The 16,009-nt window shown below is 72.0% G+C and carries 15 protein-coding genes; 8 read left to right on the forward strand and 7 right to left on the reverse strand.

Annotation, left to right across the window (positions count from 1 at the left end; genetic code table 11):
* Positions 1–3 precede the first annotated feature (3 nt).
* On the reverse strand, positions 4–1,821 hold the full coding sequence (locus ACLBXX_RS01180) for an alkaline phosphatase family protein (protein ID WP_447656472.1): 1,818 nt from the start codon (positions 1,819–1,821) through the stop codon (positions 4–6).
* A 29-nt stretch (positions 1,822–1,850) separates the two neighbouring features.
* Positions 1,851–2,447, reverse strand: a complete 597-nt coding sequence (locus tag ACLBXX_RS01185; protein WP_387138028.1) for an SACE_7040 family transcriptional regulator — start codon at positions 2,445–2,447, stop codon at positions 1,851–1,853.
* A 135-nt stretch (positions 2,448–2,582) separates the two neighbouring features.
* Here ACLBXX_RS01185 and ACLBXX_RS01190 point away from each other — a divergent pair, with 135 nt between their 5' ends.
* From ACLBXX_RS01190 to ACLBXX_RS01210, 5 genes are read left to right on the forward strand one after another with little or no spacing between them, the layout of a single operon-like run.
* Positions 2,583–4,187 carry a carboxyl transferase domain-containing protein gene (locus ACLBXX_RS01190; protein WP_447656473.1) on the forward strand — a complete coding sequence of 535 codons (1,605 nt, stop codon included), beginning with the start codon at positions 2,583–2,585 and terminating at the stop codon, positions 4,185–4,187.
* 5 nt (positions 4,188–4,192) lie between these two features.
* Positions 4,193–6,241 (forward strand): acetyl/propionyl/methylcrotonyl-CoA carboxylase subunit alpha, encoded by a 2,049-nt coding sequence (locus ACLBXX_RS01195; RefSeq protein WP_447656474.1) that lies wholly within the window; start codon positions 4,193–4,195, stop codon positions 6,239–6,241.
* Between the two features lie 16 nt (positions 6,242–6,257).
* Positions 6,258–7,418, forward strand: coding sequence for an acyl-CoA dehydrogenase family protein (locus ACLBXX_RS01200; RefSeq protein ID WP_447656475.1), 1,161 nt, complete (start codon positions 6,258–6,260; stop codon positions 7,416–7,418).
* A 16-nt stretch (positions 7,419–7,434) separates the two neighbouring features.
* Positions 7,435–7,962 carry a MaoC family dehydratase gene (locus ACLBXX_RS01205; RefSeq protein WP_447656476.1) on the forward strand — a complete coding sequence of 176 codons (528 nt, stop codon included), beginning with the start codon at positions 7,435–7,437 and terminating at the stop codon, positions 7,960–7,962.
* Entirely contained in the window at positions 7,959–8,768 is an 810-nt protein-coding gene (locus ACLBXX_RS01210; RefSeq protein ID WP_447656477.1) for an HpcH/HpaI aldolase/citrate lyase family protein, read from the forward strand. Before ACLBXX_RS01205 ends, ACLBXX_RS01210 begins: the two co-directional genes overlap by 4 nt.
* Before the next feature lie 21 nt (positions 8,769–8,789).
* Here ACLBXX_RS01210 and ACLBXX_RS01215 read toward each other — a convergent pair whose 3' ends face one another.
* The 3 genes from ACLBXX_RS01215 to ACLBXX_RS01225 are packed head-to-tail and all read right to left on the reverse strand — an operon-like array spanning position 8,790 to position 10,658.
* Positions 8,790–9,170, reverse strand: a complete 381-nt coding sequence (locus ACLBXX_RS01215; RefSeq protein ID WP_447656478.1) for an iron chaperone — start codon at positions 9,168–9,170, stop codon at positions 8,790–8,792.
* A 10-nt stretch (positions 9,171–9,180) separates the two neighbouring features.
* On the reverse strand, positions 9,181–9,786 hold the full coding sequence (locus ACLBXX_RS01220) for a histidine phosphatase family protein (protein ID WP_447656479.1): 606 nt from the start codon (positions 9,784–9,786) through the stop codon (positions 9,181–9,183).
* Positions 9,787–9,824: 38 nt separating this feature from the next.
* Positions 9,825–10,658, reverse strand: coding sequence for a Sir2 family NAD-dependent protein deacetylase (locus ACLBXX_RS01225; RefSeq protein ID WP_447656600.1), 834 nt, complete (start codon positions 10,656–10,658; stop codon positions 9,825–9,827).
* A gap of 102 nt (positions 10,659–10,760) precedes the next feature.
* On the opposite strand from ACLBXX_RS01225, the gene ACLBXX_RS01230 reads away from it, so the two are divergent.
* Together ACLBXX_RS01230 and ACLBXX_RS01235 are read left to right on the forward strand one after the other, a co-directional pair.
* Positions 10,761–11,534, forward strand: a complete 774-nt coding sequence (locus ACLBXX_RS01230) for a class I SAM-dependent methyltransferase (protein ID WP_447656480.1) — start codon at positions 10,761–10,763, stop codon at positions 11,532–11,534.
* Between the two features lie 23 nt (positions 11,535–11,557).
* Positions 11,558–12,361, forward strand: a complete 804-nt coding sequence (locus tag ACLBXX_RS01235) for a TrmH family RNA methyltransferase (RefSeq protein WP_447656481.1) — start codon at positions 11,558–11,560, stop codon at positions 12,359–12,361.
* A 21-nt stretch (positions 12,362–12,382) separates the two neighbouring features.
* On the opposite strand, the gene ACLBXX_RS01240 is transcribed toward ACLBXX_RS01235, so the two are convergent.
* Together ACLBXX_RS01240 and ACLBXX_RS01245 are read right to left on the reverse strand one after the other, a co-directional pair.
* Positions 12,383–13,072, reverse strand: a complete 690-nt coding sequence (locus ACLBXX_RS01240; protein ID WP_447656482.1) for an SDR family oxidoreductase — start codon at positions 13,070–13,072, stop codon at positions 12,383–12,385.
* A 1-nt stretch (position 13,073) separates the two neighbouring features.
* Entirely contained in the window at positions 13,074–13,934 is an 861-nt protein-coding gene (locus tag ACLBXX_RS01245; RefSeq protein WP_447656483.1) for an SGNH/GDSL hydrolase family protein, read from the reverse strand.
* A gap of 164 nt (positions 13,935–14,098) precedes the next feature.
* Here ACLBXX_RS01245 and ACLBXX_RS01250 point away from each other — a divergent pair, with 164 nt between their 5' ends.
* On the forward strand, positions 14,099–15,994 hold the full coding sequence (locus ACLBXX_RS01250; RefSeq protein WP_447656601.1) for a DEAD/DEAH box helicase: 1,896 nt from the start codon (positions 14,099–14,101) through the stop codon (positions 15,992–15,994).
* Positions 15,995–16,009 lie beyond the last annotated feature (15 nt).

Below are 16,009 nucleotides of genomic sequence, written 5' to 3' on the forward strand. Positions count from 1 at the left end.
CGGTCAGTCCTCCTTCGGGTAGAAGAGTCCGAGGCCGTGCTTCTGCAGCACGTCGTACGCCTCGGCGTAGGTCTCAGGCTCCGCGGCGCCGGCCGCGGCGTACCGCGCCTGCAGCAGCCCCAGCAGGCCGCGTCCCGGCGGGCTGAGGGGCTTGTCCTTGTGCGGCCCGTCCTTGAGGTCGGCCAGCTGATCCTCGGCGGGGTTGGGCGGCACGTACATGGGGTGCACGACGGGCCAGCTCGCCGGGTCGCGGGGAGTGTCGAGGTTCACCACCGAGAACAGGTCGCGCGCCTCGGCGTCGCGCCGCGTCAGCGGACGCAGCCCGTGCAGCCGTGCGAGGGTCGCGGCGACCGCCGCGTGGTGCATCTCGTCGTGCACGATGGTGCCGGCACGCGTGTAGGCCGACACGGCGATCGTCGGCACGCGGACGCCGAGTCGGTCGAACGCGAACCCCATCTCGCCCGGATCATCGTCGGCGACAGGCGGGGTCGCCGTCGGCGGCGGGACGTGGTCGTACGTCCCGCCGTGCTCGTCGAACGTGATGAGCAGCAGCGTGTTCATGGCGTTCGATCCGCTCGGCGTCGCGCTCTGCTTGATCGCGTCGTAGACGTCGGCCACCAGCTTCTCGCCCGCGCGCACGTCCGACACGGCCGAGTCCACCACCGCGGAGCCGTCGACCTCGCTCTCGCGGAGCGCCCCGAACGGCGGGTGGAAGTCGTTGTGGTTGTAGACCAGCCGCGGCTCGATGAAGGCGTACGCGGGAAGCTTGCCCGCCTTCGCGTCGTCGAAGAACTCCGACATGTGCCCGAACCGGCCGGTTCGCCAGTACTTCTGCAGCACCGGAGCGTGCAGGATGCCGGTGAGCGAGACGAGCTGCATCTCGTCGAAGTAGACCTTCCATGGGAGGCCTGCGTCCTCGAGCCGGTTGAAGACCGTGGGCGTCGGCTCCGCGTCGAGCCACTTGTCGTAGCCCCCGCCGTGCTTGTTGGTGACGAAGCCGTGCGACGTCGACGCGTGGAAGAACGAGCGGTTGCAGTACGTCTGCGACGGCACGGCCGCGAACCACGCGTCGAAGACCGCGAACCCCTTCGCGAGGGTCGACAGCACCGGGAGCTGCTCGGGGGAGAAGCCGCCCATGATGTGCGACGCCTCCTCGATCGTGGGCTCCGTGCCGTGGCGCAGCCGCGTCAGGTTGTTCCAGTAGTCGTGGAGGAAGCCCTCCATCGTCGGCGCGGTGCCCGACGGCGGCGCGTTGAACGGGGCGACCATGTCGCCCACCTGGCTCGCGGCGTTCTCCCGCGGGTCGACCACGCCGAACAGCTGCGTGTTGACGTGCGGGAACTCCTCGCCGGGATCCGGGTCGGGCCGAGCCATCACATGGTCGGTGGGCCCCGAATAGGCGTGGACGGCGACGCGCTCGCCGGAGGGGGCCGTGTTGGCGTAGTCGCCGAACGCGAGCCCGTCGAAGGTGGCGCCGTCGGGAAGGTTCTCGGGCGTGTAGAGCCACCCCAGGAGATTGTCGAACGACCGGTTCTCGCCCATCAGCACGACGACGTGGTCGAACCCGGGCTCGGAGCGCGGCGGCACGGCGCCCAAGTCGACCGACCCTTCGCGATATCCGATCGTGTGACCGAGGGAGGCGCCGGCCGCGGCACCCACTGCGCCGCCCACGACCAGTCCTGCGGCGGCGACTCCGCCGAGCTTCAGGAAGTCCCGACGCGAACTGGCGTCGCCCGGCTCGGGCGCACGCGAGTCAGTGGACGTCTCGGTGCCCTCGACGTGCCCCGCCCCGGCGTCGTCGTGCTGCCCATGCCCCGTCATGGTCCGTCCAGACTAGGCCCTCTCCGCGCTCAGGCGGTCAGGGAGGCGTGCGCCATCGAGCGGAGGATGCCGCGCACATCGCGCTCGCCGGGGCGCGACCGCGACGCGCGCACGGTGTGGGGCGTCGAGTTGATGAGGCCGAAGCAGGCGTGCGCGCGCACGCGGAGATCGTCCTCGTCGCGCTCCGGGTGGACGGTGGAGAGGATGCCGATCCACACCTCCACGTACTCCCGCTGCAGACGGCGCACGGTGTGGCGGTCGTCGTCGCTGAGGCTCGCGAGATCGCGGTCCTGCACGCGGATGACGTCGGCGTCGCGCAGCGCGAACTCCACGTGGAAGGCGATGATCGCGTCCAGCTGGTCGGCGGCCTCGTGATGAGCCGAGATCACGGTGCGCCCGCCCGCCAGCAGCCGCTCGCTCACCTCGACGAGGATGGCGCCCAGCAGCGCCTGCTTGTTGGCGAAGTGGCGGTAGAGGGCGGGACCGCTGACCCCGACCGCTCCGCCGATGTCTTCGAGACTGACGCCGCTGAAGCCGCGTTCGGCGAAGAGGGCGGCCGCCTCGTGGAGGATCGCCGCGTGGCGGTCGGCCTTCGCGCGATCGCGATCGGTGACACCGTTCGTCATCTGCTGCTCCGCTTGTAAATCCAGTTAAGGCTCGCTAACCTGAACCTCAGTTAGTGAACACTAACCAATTCGATCGCGTCCAGACAACGGACGTGATCCGATCGTGACGTCGAGGAAGATGCGCGGGAGACCCGGATGAGCGTGCTGAGCACCACCGCAGTGCACGACGAGACCTTCGCGCGCACGCGCGACGCCCAGCGGGAACTGGCCGAGAAGCTGCGCGAGCGGCTGGCCGCAGCATCCGTCGGCGGACCCGCCGCGTCGCGCGAACGGCATGTCGCGCGCGGCAAGCTGCTGCCGCGCGACCGCGTCACCCGCCTGCTCGACGAGGGGAGCCCGTTCATCGAGGTCGCGCCGCTCGCCGCGGAGGGCCTCTACGAGGGAGAGGCCCCTGCCGCGGGCGTGATCGCGGGGATCGGGCTGGTGCACGGCCGTCACGTGATGGTGGTGTGCAACGACGCGACGGTGAAGGGCGGGACGTACTACCCGCTCACCGTCAAGAAGCACCTTCGGGCGCAGGAGATCGCCCTCGAGAACCGTCTGCCCTGCGTCTACCTCGTCGATTCCGGCGGCGCCTTCCTGCCGATGCAGGACGAGGTGTTCCCCGACCGCGACCACTTCGGCCGCATCTTCTTCAATCAGGCCCGGCTGTCGGCCGCGGGCATCCCGCAGATCGCCGCCGTGCTCGGCTCCTGCACCGCCGGCGGCGCCTACGTGCCGGCGATGAGCGACGAGACGGTGATCGTCCGCGGTCAGGGCACGATCTTCCTCGGTGGCCCGCCCCTGGTGAAGGCCGCGATCGGCGAGATCGTCACCGCCGAAGAACTCGGCGGGGGAGAGCTGCACGCCCGTCGCTCCGGGGTGGTCGACCACCTCGCCGAGGACGACGAGCACGCGCTCGAGATCGTGCGCGACATCGTCGCGACCCTGCCGGCGCCGGCCGAACCCGCCTGGGAGGTCCTGCCGGCGGTCGAACCGGTGGCCGAGGCATCCGATCTGTACGGAGTCGTGCCGGTCGACGTGAACCAGCCCTACGACGTGCGCGAGGTGATCGCGCGCCTCGTCGACGGCAGCGAGCTGCACGAGTTCAAACGGGAGTACGGCGACACGCTCGTCACCGGTTTCGCACGCATCCACGGGCACCCCGTCGGCATCGTCGCCAACAACGGCGTGCTGTTCAGCGAGTCCGCCCAGAAGGGCGCCCACTTCATCGAGCTGTGCGATCAGCGCGGGGTGCCGCTGCTGTTCCTGCAGAACATCTCGGGCTTCATGGTCGGACGTGACGCGGAGGCGGGCGGCATCGCGAAGGACGGCGCGAAGATGGTCACGGCCGTCGCGACCACGCGGGTGCCGAAGCTCACCGTCGTCATCGGCGGGTCGTTCGGCGCCGGCAACTACTCGATGTGCGGACGCGCGTACTCGCCGCGGTTCCTCTGGACGTGGCCGGCGAGCCGGATCTCCGTCATGGGCGGCAACCAGGCCGCCTCCGTGCTCTCGACCGTCAAGCGCGACCAGCTCGAGGCGCGCGGCGAGGAGTGGTCGGCGGACGACCAGGCGGACTTCGAGGCCCCGATCCGTGCGCGCTACGAGGAGCAGGGCGACCCGTACTACGCGACTGCCCGGCTGTGGGACGACGGCGTCGTCGACCCGCTCGACACCCGCGACCTCCTCGGCCTCGCGCTCGACGTCGTCTCGCGCACCCCGCTCCCCGAACCGCGCTTCGGCGTCTTCCGGATGTGACTGCCATGCTCTTCCCCCTGCCTGAGCCCGCCGAAGGGTTCGACACCGTCCTCGTCGCCAACCGCGGCGAGATCGCCCGCCGGGTCATCCGCACGCTCCGGCGTCTCGGCATCCGTTCGATCGCCGTCTACAGCGACGCGGACGCCGACGCGCCGCACGTGCGCGAGGCCGACGACGCGGTCCGCATCGGGCCCGCCGCGGCCGCGCAGTCGTACCTCGACATCGACGCCGTGGTCGCCGCGGCCGTCGCGAGCGGCGCGCAGGCCGTCCACCCCGGCTACGGCTTCCTGTCGGAGAACGTCGCGTTCGCGCGAGCCTGCGCCGAGGCGGGCATCGTCTTCATCGGCCCCGGCGAGCGCGCGCTCGCCGTGATGGGCGACAAGATCCGTGCGAAGGAGCACGTCGCGTCGCACGGCGTGCCGACGGTGCCCGGGTTCAGTGCGGCGGGGATGACGGATGCTGAGATCACGGCGTCCGCCGAAAACGCAGGCTTCCCCCTCCTGGTGAAGCCGTCGGCGGGCGGCGGCGGCAAGGGCATGCAGGTGGTGCGCTCGGCCGCGGAGCTGCCGGACGCCCTCGCGACCGCCCGCCGCGTCGCGGCTGCCGCGTTCGGCGACGACACGCTCCTCCTCGAACGGCTCATCGAGCGCCCGCGTCACATCGAGGTGCAGGTGCTCGCCGACGCGCACGGGAGCGTCGTCCACCTCGGCGAGCGCGAGTGCACGCTGCAGCGCCGCCACCAGAAGGTGATCGAGGAGGCGCCGTCGCCGGCGGTCGACGCCGACACCCGTGCGCGCCTGGGCGCGGCGGCCTGCGCGGCCGCGGCATCCGTCGACTACCGGGGTGCCGGCACGGTCGAGTTCCTGGTCGCGGCGGACCGTCCCGACGAGTTCTTCTTCATCGAGATGAACACGCGCCTGCAGGTCGAGCACCCCGTCACCGAACTCGTGACCGGATTCGACCTGGTCGAGCAGCAGCTGCGGATCGCCGCGGGGGAGCCGCTCTCGTTCTCGCAGGACCACGTGCACCTCGACGGCCACGCGATCGAGGCGCGCGTGTACGCCGAGACGCCGGAGCGCGGCTTCCTCCCGGCCACCGGCGAGCTGCTCGTGTGGCGGCCTGCCGAGGGCGTCCGGACCGATTCGGCGGTGGAGACCGCGAGCGCCGTGACGGCGGACTACGACCCGATGATCGCGAAGGTCATCGCGCACGGCGCCGACCGCGCGGAGGCGCTCGATCGTCTCGACGGCGCGCTCGCCGGGACGATCGTGCTCGGGCTCGACACCAACATCGGCTTCCTCCGTGCCCTGCTCGCCGAGGAGGGCGTGCAGACGGGCGACATGGACACGGGCCTCATCGACCGTATGCCGCCGTACACGGCGAGCGCGCCGAGCGCCGCAGCGCTGCGCGCAGCGGCGTCGACCGACGCGGGCAGCACGGGCGCCCTGCGTCCTGCGCACAGCGGTATGGCCTGGCGGGAGCTCGCAGGCTGGCGTGCGGGCGCGCCCGCCGTGCCGCCGGTGATCCGGCTCCTCGACGACTCCGGTGCCGTGCACGCCGTGACGACCGGCGGAAGTGGCGCTTCCGGTCACGTGGGGGTGCCCGACGCGACCACAGGCGCCACCGCGGCGACGGCGTCGCCGGCGCGCACGGCAGTCGACGCCGACGGATGGGTCTGGGTGCACGCCGACGGCGCGACGCATCGCCTCCGCCCGCTCAGCCGCCGCGCCGCCATGGAGCGACGCCTGGCGGCCCGCGAGCGTGAGGCCGCGGCATCCGATCCTGAACTGCGCGCGCCCATGCCGGGCGCGGTCGTCGCCGTGCACGTGGCCGACGGCGCGACCGTCGCCACCGGCGACCGCATCGTCACGATCGAGGCGATGAAGATGGAGCATCCCGTCCTCGCCCCGCACGACGGCGTCGTGCGCGTCGACGTCGCCGTCGGCGCACAGGTGCGCCGCGACCAGGTGCTTGCGCACGTCTCACTCGACACGCCCGGCGACGCCCCCTCACCCGAAGCGGACGCCCACGAGGCGCCCGCGCCGACCTCCTGACACCCGAGGAGCAGCAATGGACAGCTATGACACCTACGACCTCAGCGAGGACGAGCGCGAGCTCGCCGCGCTGGTGCGGCAGTTCGCCGACGAGGTCGTCGCGCCCGTCTCGTACGAGGCCGACCGCACGCACACCCTGCCGATGGACGTCGTTGCCCAGATGGGGGAGATGGGGCTCCTCGGCCTGCCGTTCCCCGAGGAGTACGGCGGTCAGGGTGGCGACTACTTCGCGCTGTGCCTCGCGATCGAGGCGCTCGGCCGCGTCGACCAGTCGCTCGCGATCACGCTCGAGGCGGGCGTCAGCCTCGGAGCCATGCCGGTGTTCCGGTTCGGCACCGAGGAGCAGAAGCAGGAGCTTCTGCCCGACCTGCTGGCGGGGCGCGCGCTCGCCGCGTTCGGCCTCACCGAGCCGGAGGCGGGATCGGACGCCGGTGCCACCCGCACCACCGCGCGCCGGGACGGCGACGAGTGGGTCATCAACGGCTCGAAGCAGTTCATCACCAACTCGGGCACCGACATCACGCGGTTCGTGACGGTCACCGCGGTGACGGGCGAGACCGACGGCCGCAAGGAGATCTCGACCATCGTCGTGCCCCACGGCACGCCCGGCTTCACGGTCGAACCCGGCTACGACAAGGTCGGCTGGCGCGCGTCCGACACGCACCCGCTGACCTTCCAGGACGTGCGCGTTCCCGCGGGGAACCTGCTCGGCACCGAGGGGCGCGGCTTCGCGAACTTCCTCCACATCCTCGACGAGGGGCGCATCGCGATCGCCGCGCTCGCCACGGGAGCGGCGGAAGGATGCCTCGACGCGGCCGTCGACTACGCCAAGAAGCGCACCGTGTTCGGCGACGCGCTCTCGACGCGGCAGGGAATCCAGTTCCTGCTCGCGCGCATGCAGCAGCGCGTGCACGTCGCGCGGCTCGCGTGGCACCACGCGGCCCGCCTGCGGGACGCCGGCAAGCCCTTCAAGACGCAGGCGGCGATGGCGAAGCTCACCGCGAGCGACGCGGCCATGGACAACGCCCGCGACGCCACCCAGATCTTCGGCGGCAACGGCTTCATGAACGAGTACCCGGTCGCGCGGCACTATCGCGACTCGAAGATCCTCGAGATCGGCGAGGGCACGAACGAGGTGCAGCTGCTGGTGATCGCGCGGGCGCTCGGCGTGGCGTGAGGGTAGCGTGACAGACGTGACCCCCGACGCTCCCGACCACGACGCCCCGGCCGGGGCGGCGCGAGAGATCGTGCAGCGCGGGCTCTTCTACGACGAGCTCCAGGTCGGGGCGCGGTACCTGCACCGCCCCGGCCGCACGGCGACCGAAGCCGACAACGTGCTGTTCTCGTCGATCACGATGAACACGCAGGCGCTCCACCTCGACGCCGCTTTCTCCGAGACCCAGCCGTTCGGCCAGCGCCTCATGAACTCGATGTGGACGCTCGCGACGATGGTCGGGGCATCCGTCTCGCAGATCACGCAGGGCACGCTCGTCGCCCAGCTCGGCCTCACCGACGTGTCGTTCCCGGCGCCGCTGTTCCACGGCGACACCCTCTACACCGAGACCGAAGTGCTCGACAAGCGGCTGTCGGCCTCGCGACCGGGGCAGGGGATCGTGACGCTGCGCCACACCGGCCGCAACCAGCGGGGCGAGGTCGTCGCCCTCGCCACCCGGACCGCGCTGATGTGGTGCGCACCTGAGACCTCGGAGGAGACCCGATGAGCTTCGACCTCGGCCCCGCGCTGCTGTTCTGCCCCGCCGACCGCCCGGAGCGGTACGAGAAGGCGTTCGAACGTGCCGACGCCGTCATCCTCGACCTCGAGGACGCTGTCGCTCCCGCAGACAAGACCGCGGCGCGCGGACACCTCATCGAATCCGAGCTCGATCCGGCGCGCGTGATCGTGCGCGTGAACCCGCCCGAGACCGACGCGTTCACCGCCGACCTCGCGACGCTGTCGCAGACGGACTACCGGCGGATCATGGTCGCGAAGTCCGAGTCGCCCAAGCGCATCCGTCGCATCGACGCGCGCTTCGAGGTCGTCGCCCTGTGCGAGACGGCGAAGGGCGTCGCCCAGGCCGACCGCATCGCCGCCCTCGACAACGTCGTCGCCATGATGTGGGGTGCGGAGGACCTCGTCGCCAGCATCGGCGGCACGTCCAGCCGCAAGCCCAACGGCCGCTATCGCGACATCGCCCGCTATGCGCGGTCTCGCGTGCTGCTGGCGGCCGGCGCCCGCGGCAAGGCCGCGATCGACGCCGTGCACCTCGACATCGAGGACGCGAAGCGTCTGGCCATCGAGGCGGCGGATGCTGCGGCATCCGGTTTCCGCGCCACCGCGTGCATCCACCCGAGCCAGGTGGCCGTCATCCGTGCCGCCTACCGCCCCGACGAGAAGGCCGTGGCGTGGGCGCGCGCCGTCCTCACGGCAGCGGAGGGCGAGCGCGGCGTGTTCTCCTACGACGGCCGGATGGTCGACGAACCGGTGCTGCGCCACGCGCGCGGCGTGCTGGCCCGCGCGGACGGCTGACGGCGCAACCCGGCGGGCGCTTCAGCCCGCCGCCGACTGACGGACGCGCTCGTCCGCGATCTCGCGCGCGACCCGGCCGATGAGCTCGTACGGCACGTCCTTCGAGTGCGGGACGACGACGGAGTCCTTCTCAGCCCGATAGGGCGCGATCTCGGACTCCAGCGGCTCGGGAAGAGTCGGCACCGGGTAGAGGCCGATGTGCTTCTTCCAGCCGGCGAAGTGGAGCGCGTAGCGCCCGCCGAGCATGACGGCCGCGATGCCGTAACGCACCTTCTGCTCGGGCGGCGTGCCGGATGCCGTCGAGACGGCCTCCACGATCTCGGCGCGGACGCGGGCGAGTCTCTCGGCCACCTCGGGAGGAAACCCCGCGATGTACTCGTCGACGGTGGCAGGCGCGGCCATGGCGCCGAGCCTAGGCCACCAGCCCCGCGTAGGTCACGAGCCGCAGGTGATCGCGCTCGTACACGAAGTCGTGGGTCGCGCCGTTGGCGAGGCGCTCGCCCTCCAGCGGCAGTTCGCCGGCCGTCGCGTGGCGCATCACCTCGCGGATGAGCGCGCCGTGGCTCACGACGATGAGCGCGGCCGAGGCGGGGGCGGTGGCGCGGCGGTGATCCCGCACGACGCCGCCGAGCGCCGTGATGGCGCGGGTGCGCAGATCGGCCCACGGCTCGGCGCCCGGAACCTCTGCGGTGTACCAGTCGCCCCAGCGGGTGCGGAACTCGTCGATCCCGACGCCCTCCGCCTTGCCGTAGGCGCGCTCGCGCAGTCCGGCGTACGTACGCGGCGCGTCGAGGCCGAGCTCGGCGGCGATGATCTCCGCGGTCTCGCGGGCGCGGGCGAGGTCGCTCGACACGATCGTGACGGGCACGGCGCCGTCGAGGCGTTCGCGCAGCACCTGCGCGGTCGCGCGGGCCTGTGCACGACCGGTGTCGTTGAGGGGGATGTCGGTCGCTCCCTGGATGCGCCGGTCGCGGTTCCAATCGGTCTCGCCGTGGCGGATCAGGGTGAGCGCGGTCATGCTTTCGACCCTACCCGGGCCTCCTGGGCGTCAGCCGCTCAGGAGAGGGAGGGCAGCCCGTCGGCCAGCGCGCGCAGCACCTCGCTGGTGCCGGCGTCGATCTTCACGGTCGCCCGGGCGTCCGCGCGCGTGGCGCCGCGGTTCACGATGACGACGGGCAGGCGTCGGCGGCGCGCACGCTCGAGCAGCCGGATGCCGGAGTTCACGACGAGCGAGGATCCCGCCACGATGAGCGCCTCGCTGGTGTGCACGAGCTGCTCCGCCTCGCGGAACTTCTCAGCGGGGATGAACTCGCCGAAGAAGACGACATCAGGCTTCAGCATCCCTCCGCACACGCTGCATTCCGGGATGCGGAAGCCCTCGGTGCTCTCGGGGAGCACATCGCCGTCGGGTCCGAGTGCGACGTTCTCGGGCACGCGGATCCACGGGTTGTCGTCCTCGACGCGGCGGGCGAGGTCACGTCGGTCGAAGACCTGGCCGCAGTGGGTGCAGAAGATGCGGCGCATCGTTCCGTGCAACTCGACGACGCGGCGGCTGCCGGCGCGCACGTGGAGCCCGTCGACGTTCTGCGTCACGACGCCGGTGGCGAGTCCTCGAGCCTCGAGATCGGCGATCGCGCGGTGCCCGGGGTTCGGCTCGGCGGACGCGAACGCCCGCCACCCGAGGTGGCTGCCGACCCAGTATCGACGGCGCGACGCATCGCTCGAGAGGAACTGCTCGACGGTCATCGGGGTCCGCACCGGGGCTCCGGCCCCTCGGTAGTCCGGGATGCCGGAGTCCGTCGAGACGCCCGCCCCGGTCAGCACGGCGATCCGCCGGCCCGAGAGCGTGGCGATGGCCTGGGCCACGGCATCCGTCGTCCGGGCGTCCATTCCGGTCGCGATCGTCGTCACGGCGCACCCCCTTCGCGTCGAGTGTAGGCCCCGTGGTTTTCCGGGATGTTACGAAGCGGCAGGGCGTGCCAGGATGATCGCGTGGGCAGCTTCGGGGGCGTCAGCGCCGACGAGTACGCGCGTTTCATGGGCCGTTTCTCGACCCCGTTGGCGGTCGAGTTCGCGACCGTCGGGCTCGAAGGCGTCGATCCGGACGCCCGGCTGCTGGACGTCGGCTGCGGACCCGGGATGCTGACCCTCGAGCTCGTGACGCGTCGCGGTCCTTCGGCGGTGAGCGCCGCGGATCCGGAGCCGGCGTTCGTCGAAGCGACCGAGGAGCTGTGCCCCGGCGTCGACGTACGTGTCGCCGAGGCAGAGCATCTGCCGTTCGCCGACGGGGAGTTCGGAGCGACGCTGGCTCAGCTCGTCGTGCATTTCATGTCGGACCCGGTCCGTGGGGTGACGCAGATGGGCCGCGTGACGGCGCCCGGCGGCCGGGTCTCGGCCTGCGTGTGGGATCACGCGGGCGACGGCGGACCGCTCTCGACGTTCTGGCGTGTGGCGCGCCGGCTCGACGACGGCGTCCGCGGGGAGGCCGGTCTCAGCGGCGCCGCACCCGGGCAGCTCGTCGACATCTTCCGGCGGGCAGGGCTCGCCGACGTCACGCAGACGGTGGTCGAGTGCACCGTGTCGTTCCGCGACTTCGCGGACTGGTGGGATCCGTTCCTCCTCGGCGTCGGACCGGCCGGCCGCTACGTCGCCACCCTCGACCCGGGCGAGGTCGCCCGCCTGGAGACGGCGCTGCGCGACGAACTCGGCGACGGCGCGTTCACGGTGACGGCGCGGGCCTGGACGGCGGTCGGCACCCCGGCCTGAGCGCCGTGCGACGATGGGACGCGATGCATGCGATCCAGATCACCGACGCCTCCGACGAGCGCCTCGCGGACTACCGCGATCTCACCGACGTCGCGCTGAGGCGCGTGATCGAGCCCGAGGGCGGCCTGTACATCGCCGAGTCGGCGAAGGTGATCGGTCGTGCGATCGCGGCCGGCCACCGGCCCCGCTCGGTGCTCGTGCAGGAGAAGTGGCTCCCCGACGTGGAGGAGCTCGTGACGGATGCCTCGGTGCCGGTGTACGTCGTCGCCCCCGAGATCGCCGAGTCGCTGACCGGCTACGCCGTGCACCGCGGTGCGCTGGCGTCGATGCACCGCCCCGAGCTCCCGTCGGTCACCGAGGTCGTCGCGAACGCGCGGCTCGTGGTCGTGCTCGAGGACATCATGGATCACACGAACGTCGGCGCGATCTTCCGCGCGGCGGCCGGGCTCGGCGCCGACGCGGTGCTCGTGAGCCCGAGATGCGCCGACCCGCTGTACCGGCGCAGCGTGCGGGTGAGCATGGGAACCGTGTTCCAGGTGCCGTGGACGCGGCTGCCGGAGTGGCGCGAGGCCCGGGAGGCGCTGCACGACGCCGGGTTCGAGCTGGCGGCGCTCGCGCTCGCGGACGACGCCGTGTCGCTCGACGAGTTCAATGCTCACCGTCCGGAGCGGGTGGCCCTGATGCTCGGTGCCGAGGGCGACGGGCTGTCGCGACGCGCCCTCGAAGCCGCGGACACGGTCGTCACGATCCCGATGACGGGCGGCGTGGACTCGCTCAACGTCGCCGCGGCGAGCGCGGTCGCGATCTGGGAGCTGCGGGCGCGCTGACCTGCGCCGCCGTCGCCGAGGTCAGGCGCCCGGTCGCACCATCAGCTCGGTGAGGTCCGCGTCGCGGGGCAGGTCGAGGGCCGCCAGGATCGCCGTCGCGACCGATGCCGGGTCGATCCACTGCGCCGCGTCGTAGTCGGCGCCCTCCTGCTGGTGCACCTTCTCCTGCATGGGCGTTGCCGTGCGGCCGGGGTACACGGTGGTCACGCGCACGCCGTTCGCGCGCTCCTCCTCGCGGAGGGCATCCGCGACGGCGCGCACCGCGAACTTGCTCGCGCCGTACGAACCCCACTCGGGGCTGACGCGCAGACCGGCGCCGGAGTTCACGAAGACGACGCGCCCGCGGGCCGTGCGGAGGGCGGGGAGCATGAGGCGGGTGAGCTCCGCCGGTGCCACGGCGTTGACGTTGAGCTGGTGCTGCCACGTCGCGACCGGCGTCTCGCCGATCGCCCCGAGCTCCACGACGCCGGCCACATGGATGAGCGAGTCGAGCTGCGGCGGCACGCTCTGGTGGCTGAACGCCCACGACAGCCGCGCGGGGTCGGCGAGGTCGCCGACGAGGGTCTGCGCGCCCGGAAATCGCTGTCGCAGCTGCGCCGCACGGCCGGCGTCCCGTGCGAGGAGCCACAGGTCGTCGCCGCGGGCGGCGAGCCGCTCGGTCAGCGCCGCGCCGATGCCCGAACCGGCACCGGTGACGAGGTGCGTCGCCACGTCAGGCCTCCTCGCCGCGGCCGGCCGCGGGGTCGTGCCCGGGTGCCAGCGTGATCACCGGGAGCGGGTCGGGTCGCTTGGCCGTGACGTTGTCGCCGGACGACTGATGGCGCAGACGTCGCAGCACCCACGGCACGAGGTACTCGCGCGCCCACATGACGTCGACAGCCCGCGCTTCGCGCCACGTGCGCAGCGGAAGCGGGTCGGGCTGCATCGGCTGCAGGTCGTTCGGCACGTTCAGGGCGCGCAGCACCATGCGCGCGACCTCGTGGTGGCCGAGCGCGTTGTAGTGCAGGCGGTCGTCGTCGAAGAAGCGCATGTCCTGCACCTCTTTGAGCGCCCACTGGTCGGCGACGATGCAGTCGTACTTGTCGGCGATCGCGCGGATGTTCTCGTTGTAGATGGCGACCTTTCCGCGGATGCCCCGGAACACGGGCGTGAACGCGGTGTCGATGCCGGTGAAGACGACGACGGTCGCACCGTCGCGGGAGAGGCGGACGACGGCGTCCTCGAAGAGCTGTGCGACGTGGTCGGGGTCGCCGTTGGGCCGGATGACGTCGTTGCCTCCGGCCGAGAAGGTCACGAGGTCGGGCTTCAGGGCGATCGCCGGCGCCACCTGCTCGTCGACGATCTGGCCGATGAGGCGTCCGCGGATCGCGAGGTTGGCGTAGGCGAAGTCGTCGACCTGCTCCGAGAGCACCTCGGCGACGCGGTCCGCCCAGCCGCGGAACCCGTTCGGGGCCGACGGCTCGGGGTCGCCCACGCCTTCTGTGAACGAGTCGCCGATCGCGACGTAACGGCGCCACGGGTGCGGCCCGGCGTTCGCGACGAAGGGGCTGCGGGGATCTTCTCTCGTGGACATCCGTCTTCCATTCCTCGGCTCGTGACCGACAGTCAGGCTATCGCGGCGGGGGACATCGGCGGATGCTGCCGCACGATGTCGCCGCGAGCCCCGATGTCGTGCGCGTCGTCTATCGTGGTGACTCGTTGTCTACGGGGGAGGTGTGATCGGTGACGGACGAAACGATGCTCGAATCGCCGCCCGCCCTCCCCGAGAACCACGTCACCGAGCCTTCCGCCGAAGGCAGGCTCACCACCGGGCCCCACGGCGCCGAGCCGCACATCGGAAGCTTCGCCGCGGAGCACCTCTCCCCGACGTACCCGCAGCGCGCCCCGTGGGGAACCGCCCAGCGGCTGAGGGCCTGGCAGGCCGAGGCGCTCGATCTCTACTTCGGACTGGACGGCCCCGACGGCCCGGGCGGCGGACCCCGCGACTTCCTCGCGGCGGCCACCCCGGGCGCCGGCAAGACGACGTTCGCCCTCCGCCTCGCGAGCGAGCTGCTGCGACGCCGCGTCATCAACCGCATCGTCGTCGTCGCGCCGACCGAGCACCTCAAGACGCAGTGGGCCGACGCGGCCGCCCGGGTGGGCATCCGCCTCGACCCCGCCTTCAGCAACCGCCACTTCGCCCCCGCGCGCCAGTACCACGGCGTCGCCGTGACGTACGCGCAGGTCGCGGTCAAGGCATCCGTCCATCAGCGGCTCACGATGGACGCGAAGACGCTCGTCATCCTCGACGAGGTGCACCACGGCGGCGATGCGTTGAGCTGGGGCGACGCCCTCCGCGAGGCGTACGCGCGGGCGACCCGCCGGCTGCTGCTCAGCGGAACCCCGTTCCGCAGCGACACGGCGCCGATCCCGTTCGTCGAGTACCACCCCGACGCAAAGGGCATCCGCCTCTCGCGCACCGACTACGCGTACGGCTACGGCCGCGCGCTCGAGGACGGCGTCGTGCGCCCCGTGCTCTTCATGGTCTACGCCGGCCAGATGCGCTGGCGGACGAAGACCGGCGAGGAGATGGAGGCGCAGCTCGGGCAGGACAACACCAAGGACATCACCTCGCAGGCCTGGCGCACCGCGCTCGACCCCGAAGGCGACTGGATCCCCGCCGTCCTGCGGTCGGCCGACCGGCGCCTCACCGAGGTGCGAGAGCACGTTCCGGATGCCGGTGGCCTGGTGATCGCGACGGATCAGACCGCCGCGCGCGCCTACGCCTCGATCCTGCGGGACCTCACCGGCGAAATGCCGACCGTCGTGCTGTCGGACGAGGCTGAGGCGTCGAGCCGCATCGAGGAGTTCTCGAAGGCGACCACCCGCTGGATGGTGGCGGTGCGCATGGTGTCGGAGGGCGTCGACGTGCCGCGCCTCGCCGTCGGCGTGTACGCGACGAGCGCCTCGACCCCGCTGTTCTTCGCCCAGGCGATCGGTCGCTTCGTGCGCGCCCGGCGCCGCGGCGAGACCGCGAGCGTGTTCCTGCCGAACGTGCCGCAGCTGCTCGCCCTCGCGAACGAGATGGAGCGCCAGCGCGACCACGCGCTGGACCGCGACTCCGACGGCGAGGACGAGTGGAACGCCGAAGAAGACCTCATGGACGCGGCGGAGCGCGAAGACAAGGCCTCCGACGCGCTCGAAGAGGAGTTCACGTACCAGGCGCTGGGCTCGCTCGCGCATTTCGACCGCGTGCTGTTCGACGGCAAGGAGTTCGGCCAGCTCGCCGTGCCCGGAACCCCCGAAGAGGAGGAGTTCCTGGGGATCCCGGGTCTTCTCGAACCAGACCAGGTGCACGACGTGCTCATGTCGCGGGTCTCGCGGCAGTCCCGGCACCGCAGCGCCCGCGAGGCGCAGGAGGCGACGGCGCCCGAGGAGGAGCCCGCGCTGCCCCAGGCGCTGCACCGCACGCTCAAGGAGCAGCGCCAGCTCCTCAACAGCCTCGTCGGCCTCTACGCCCGCCAGACGGGCGAGGCCCACGGCCTCGTGCACGCCGAGCTGCGCCGGATCTGCGGCGGCCCCGCCGTGTCGCACGCCACGGTGACCCAGCTGCAGTCCCGCATCGACGTGCTGCGCAAGCGCGTCCGCTCCTGACTCCCGGCTGCCCGC

The sequence above is a fragment of the Microbacterium sp. C23T genome, assembly GCF_053345975.1.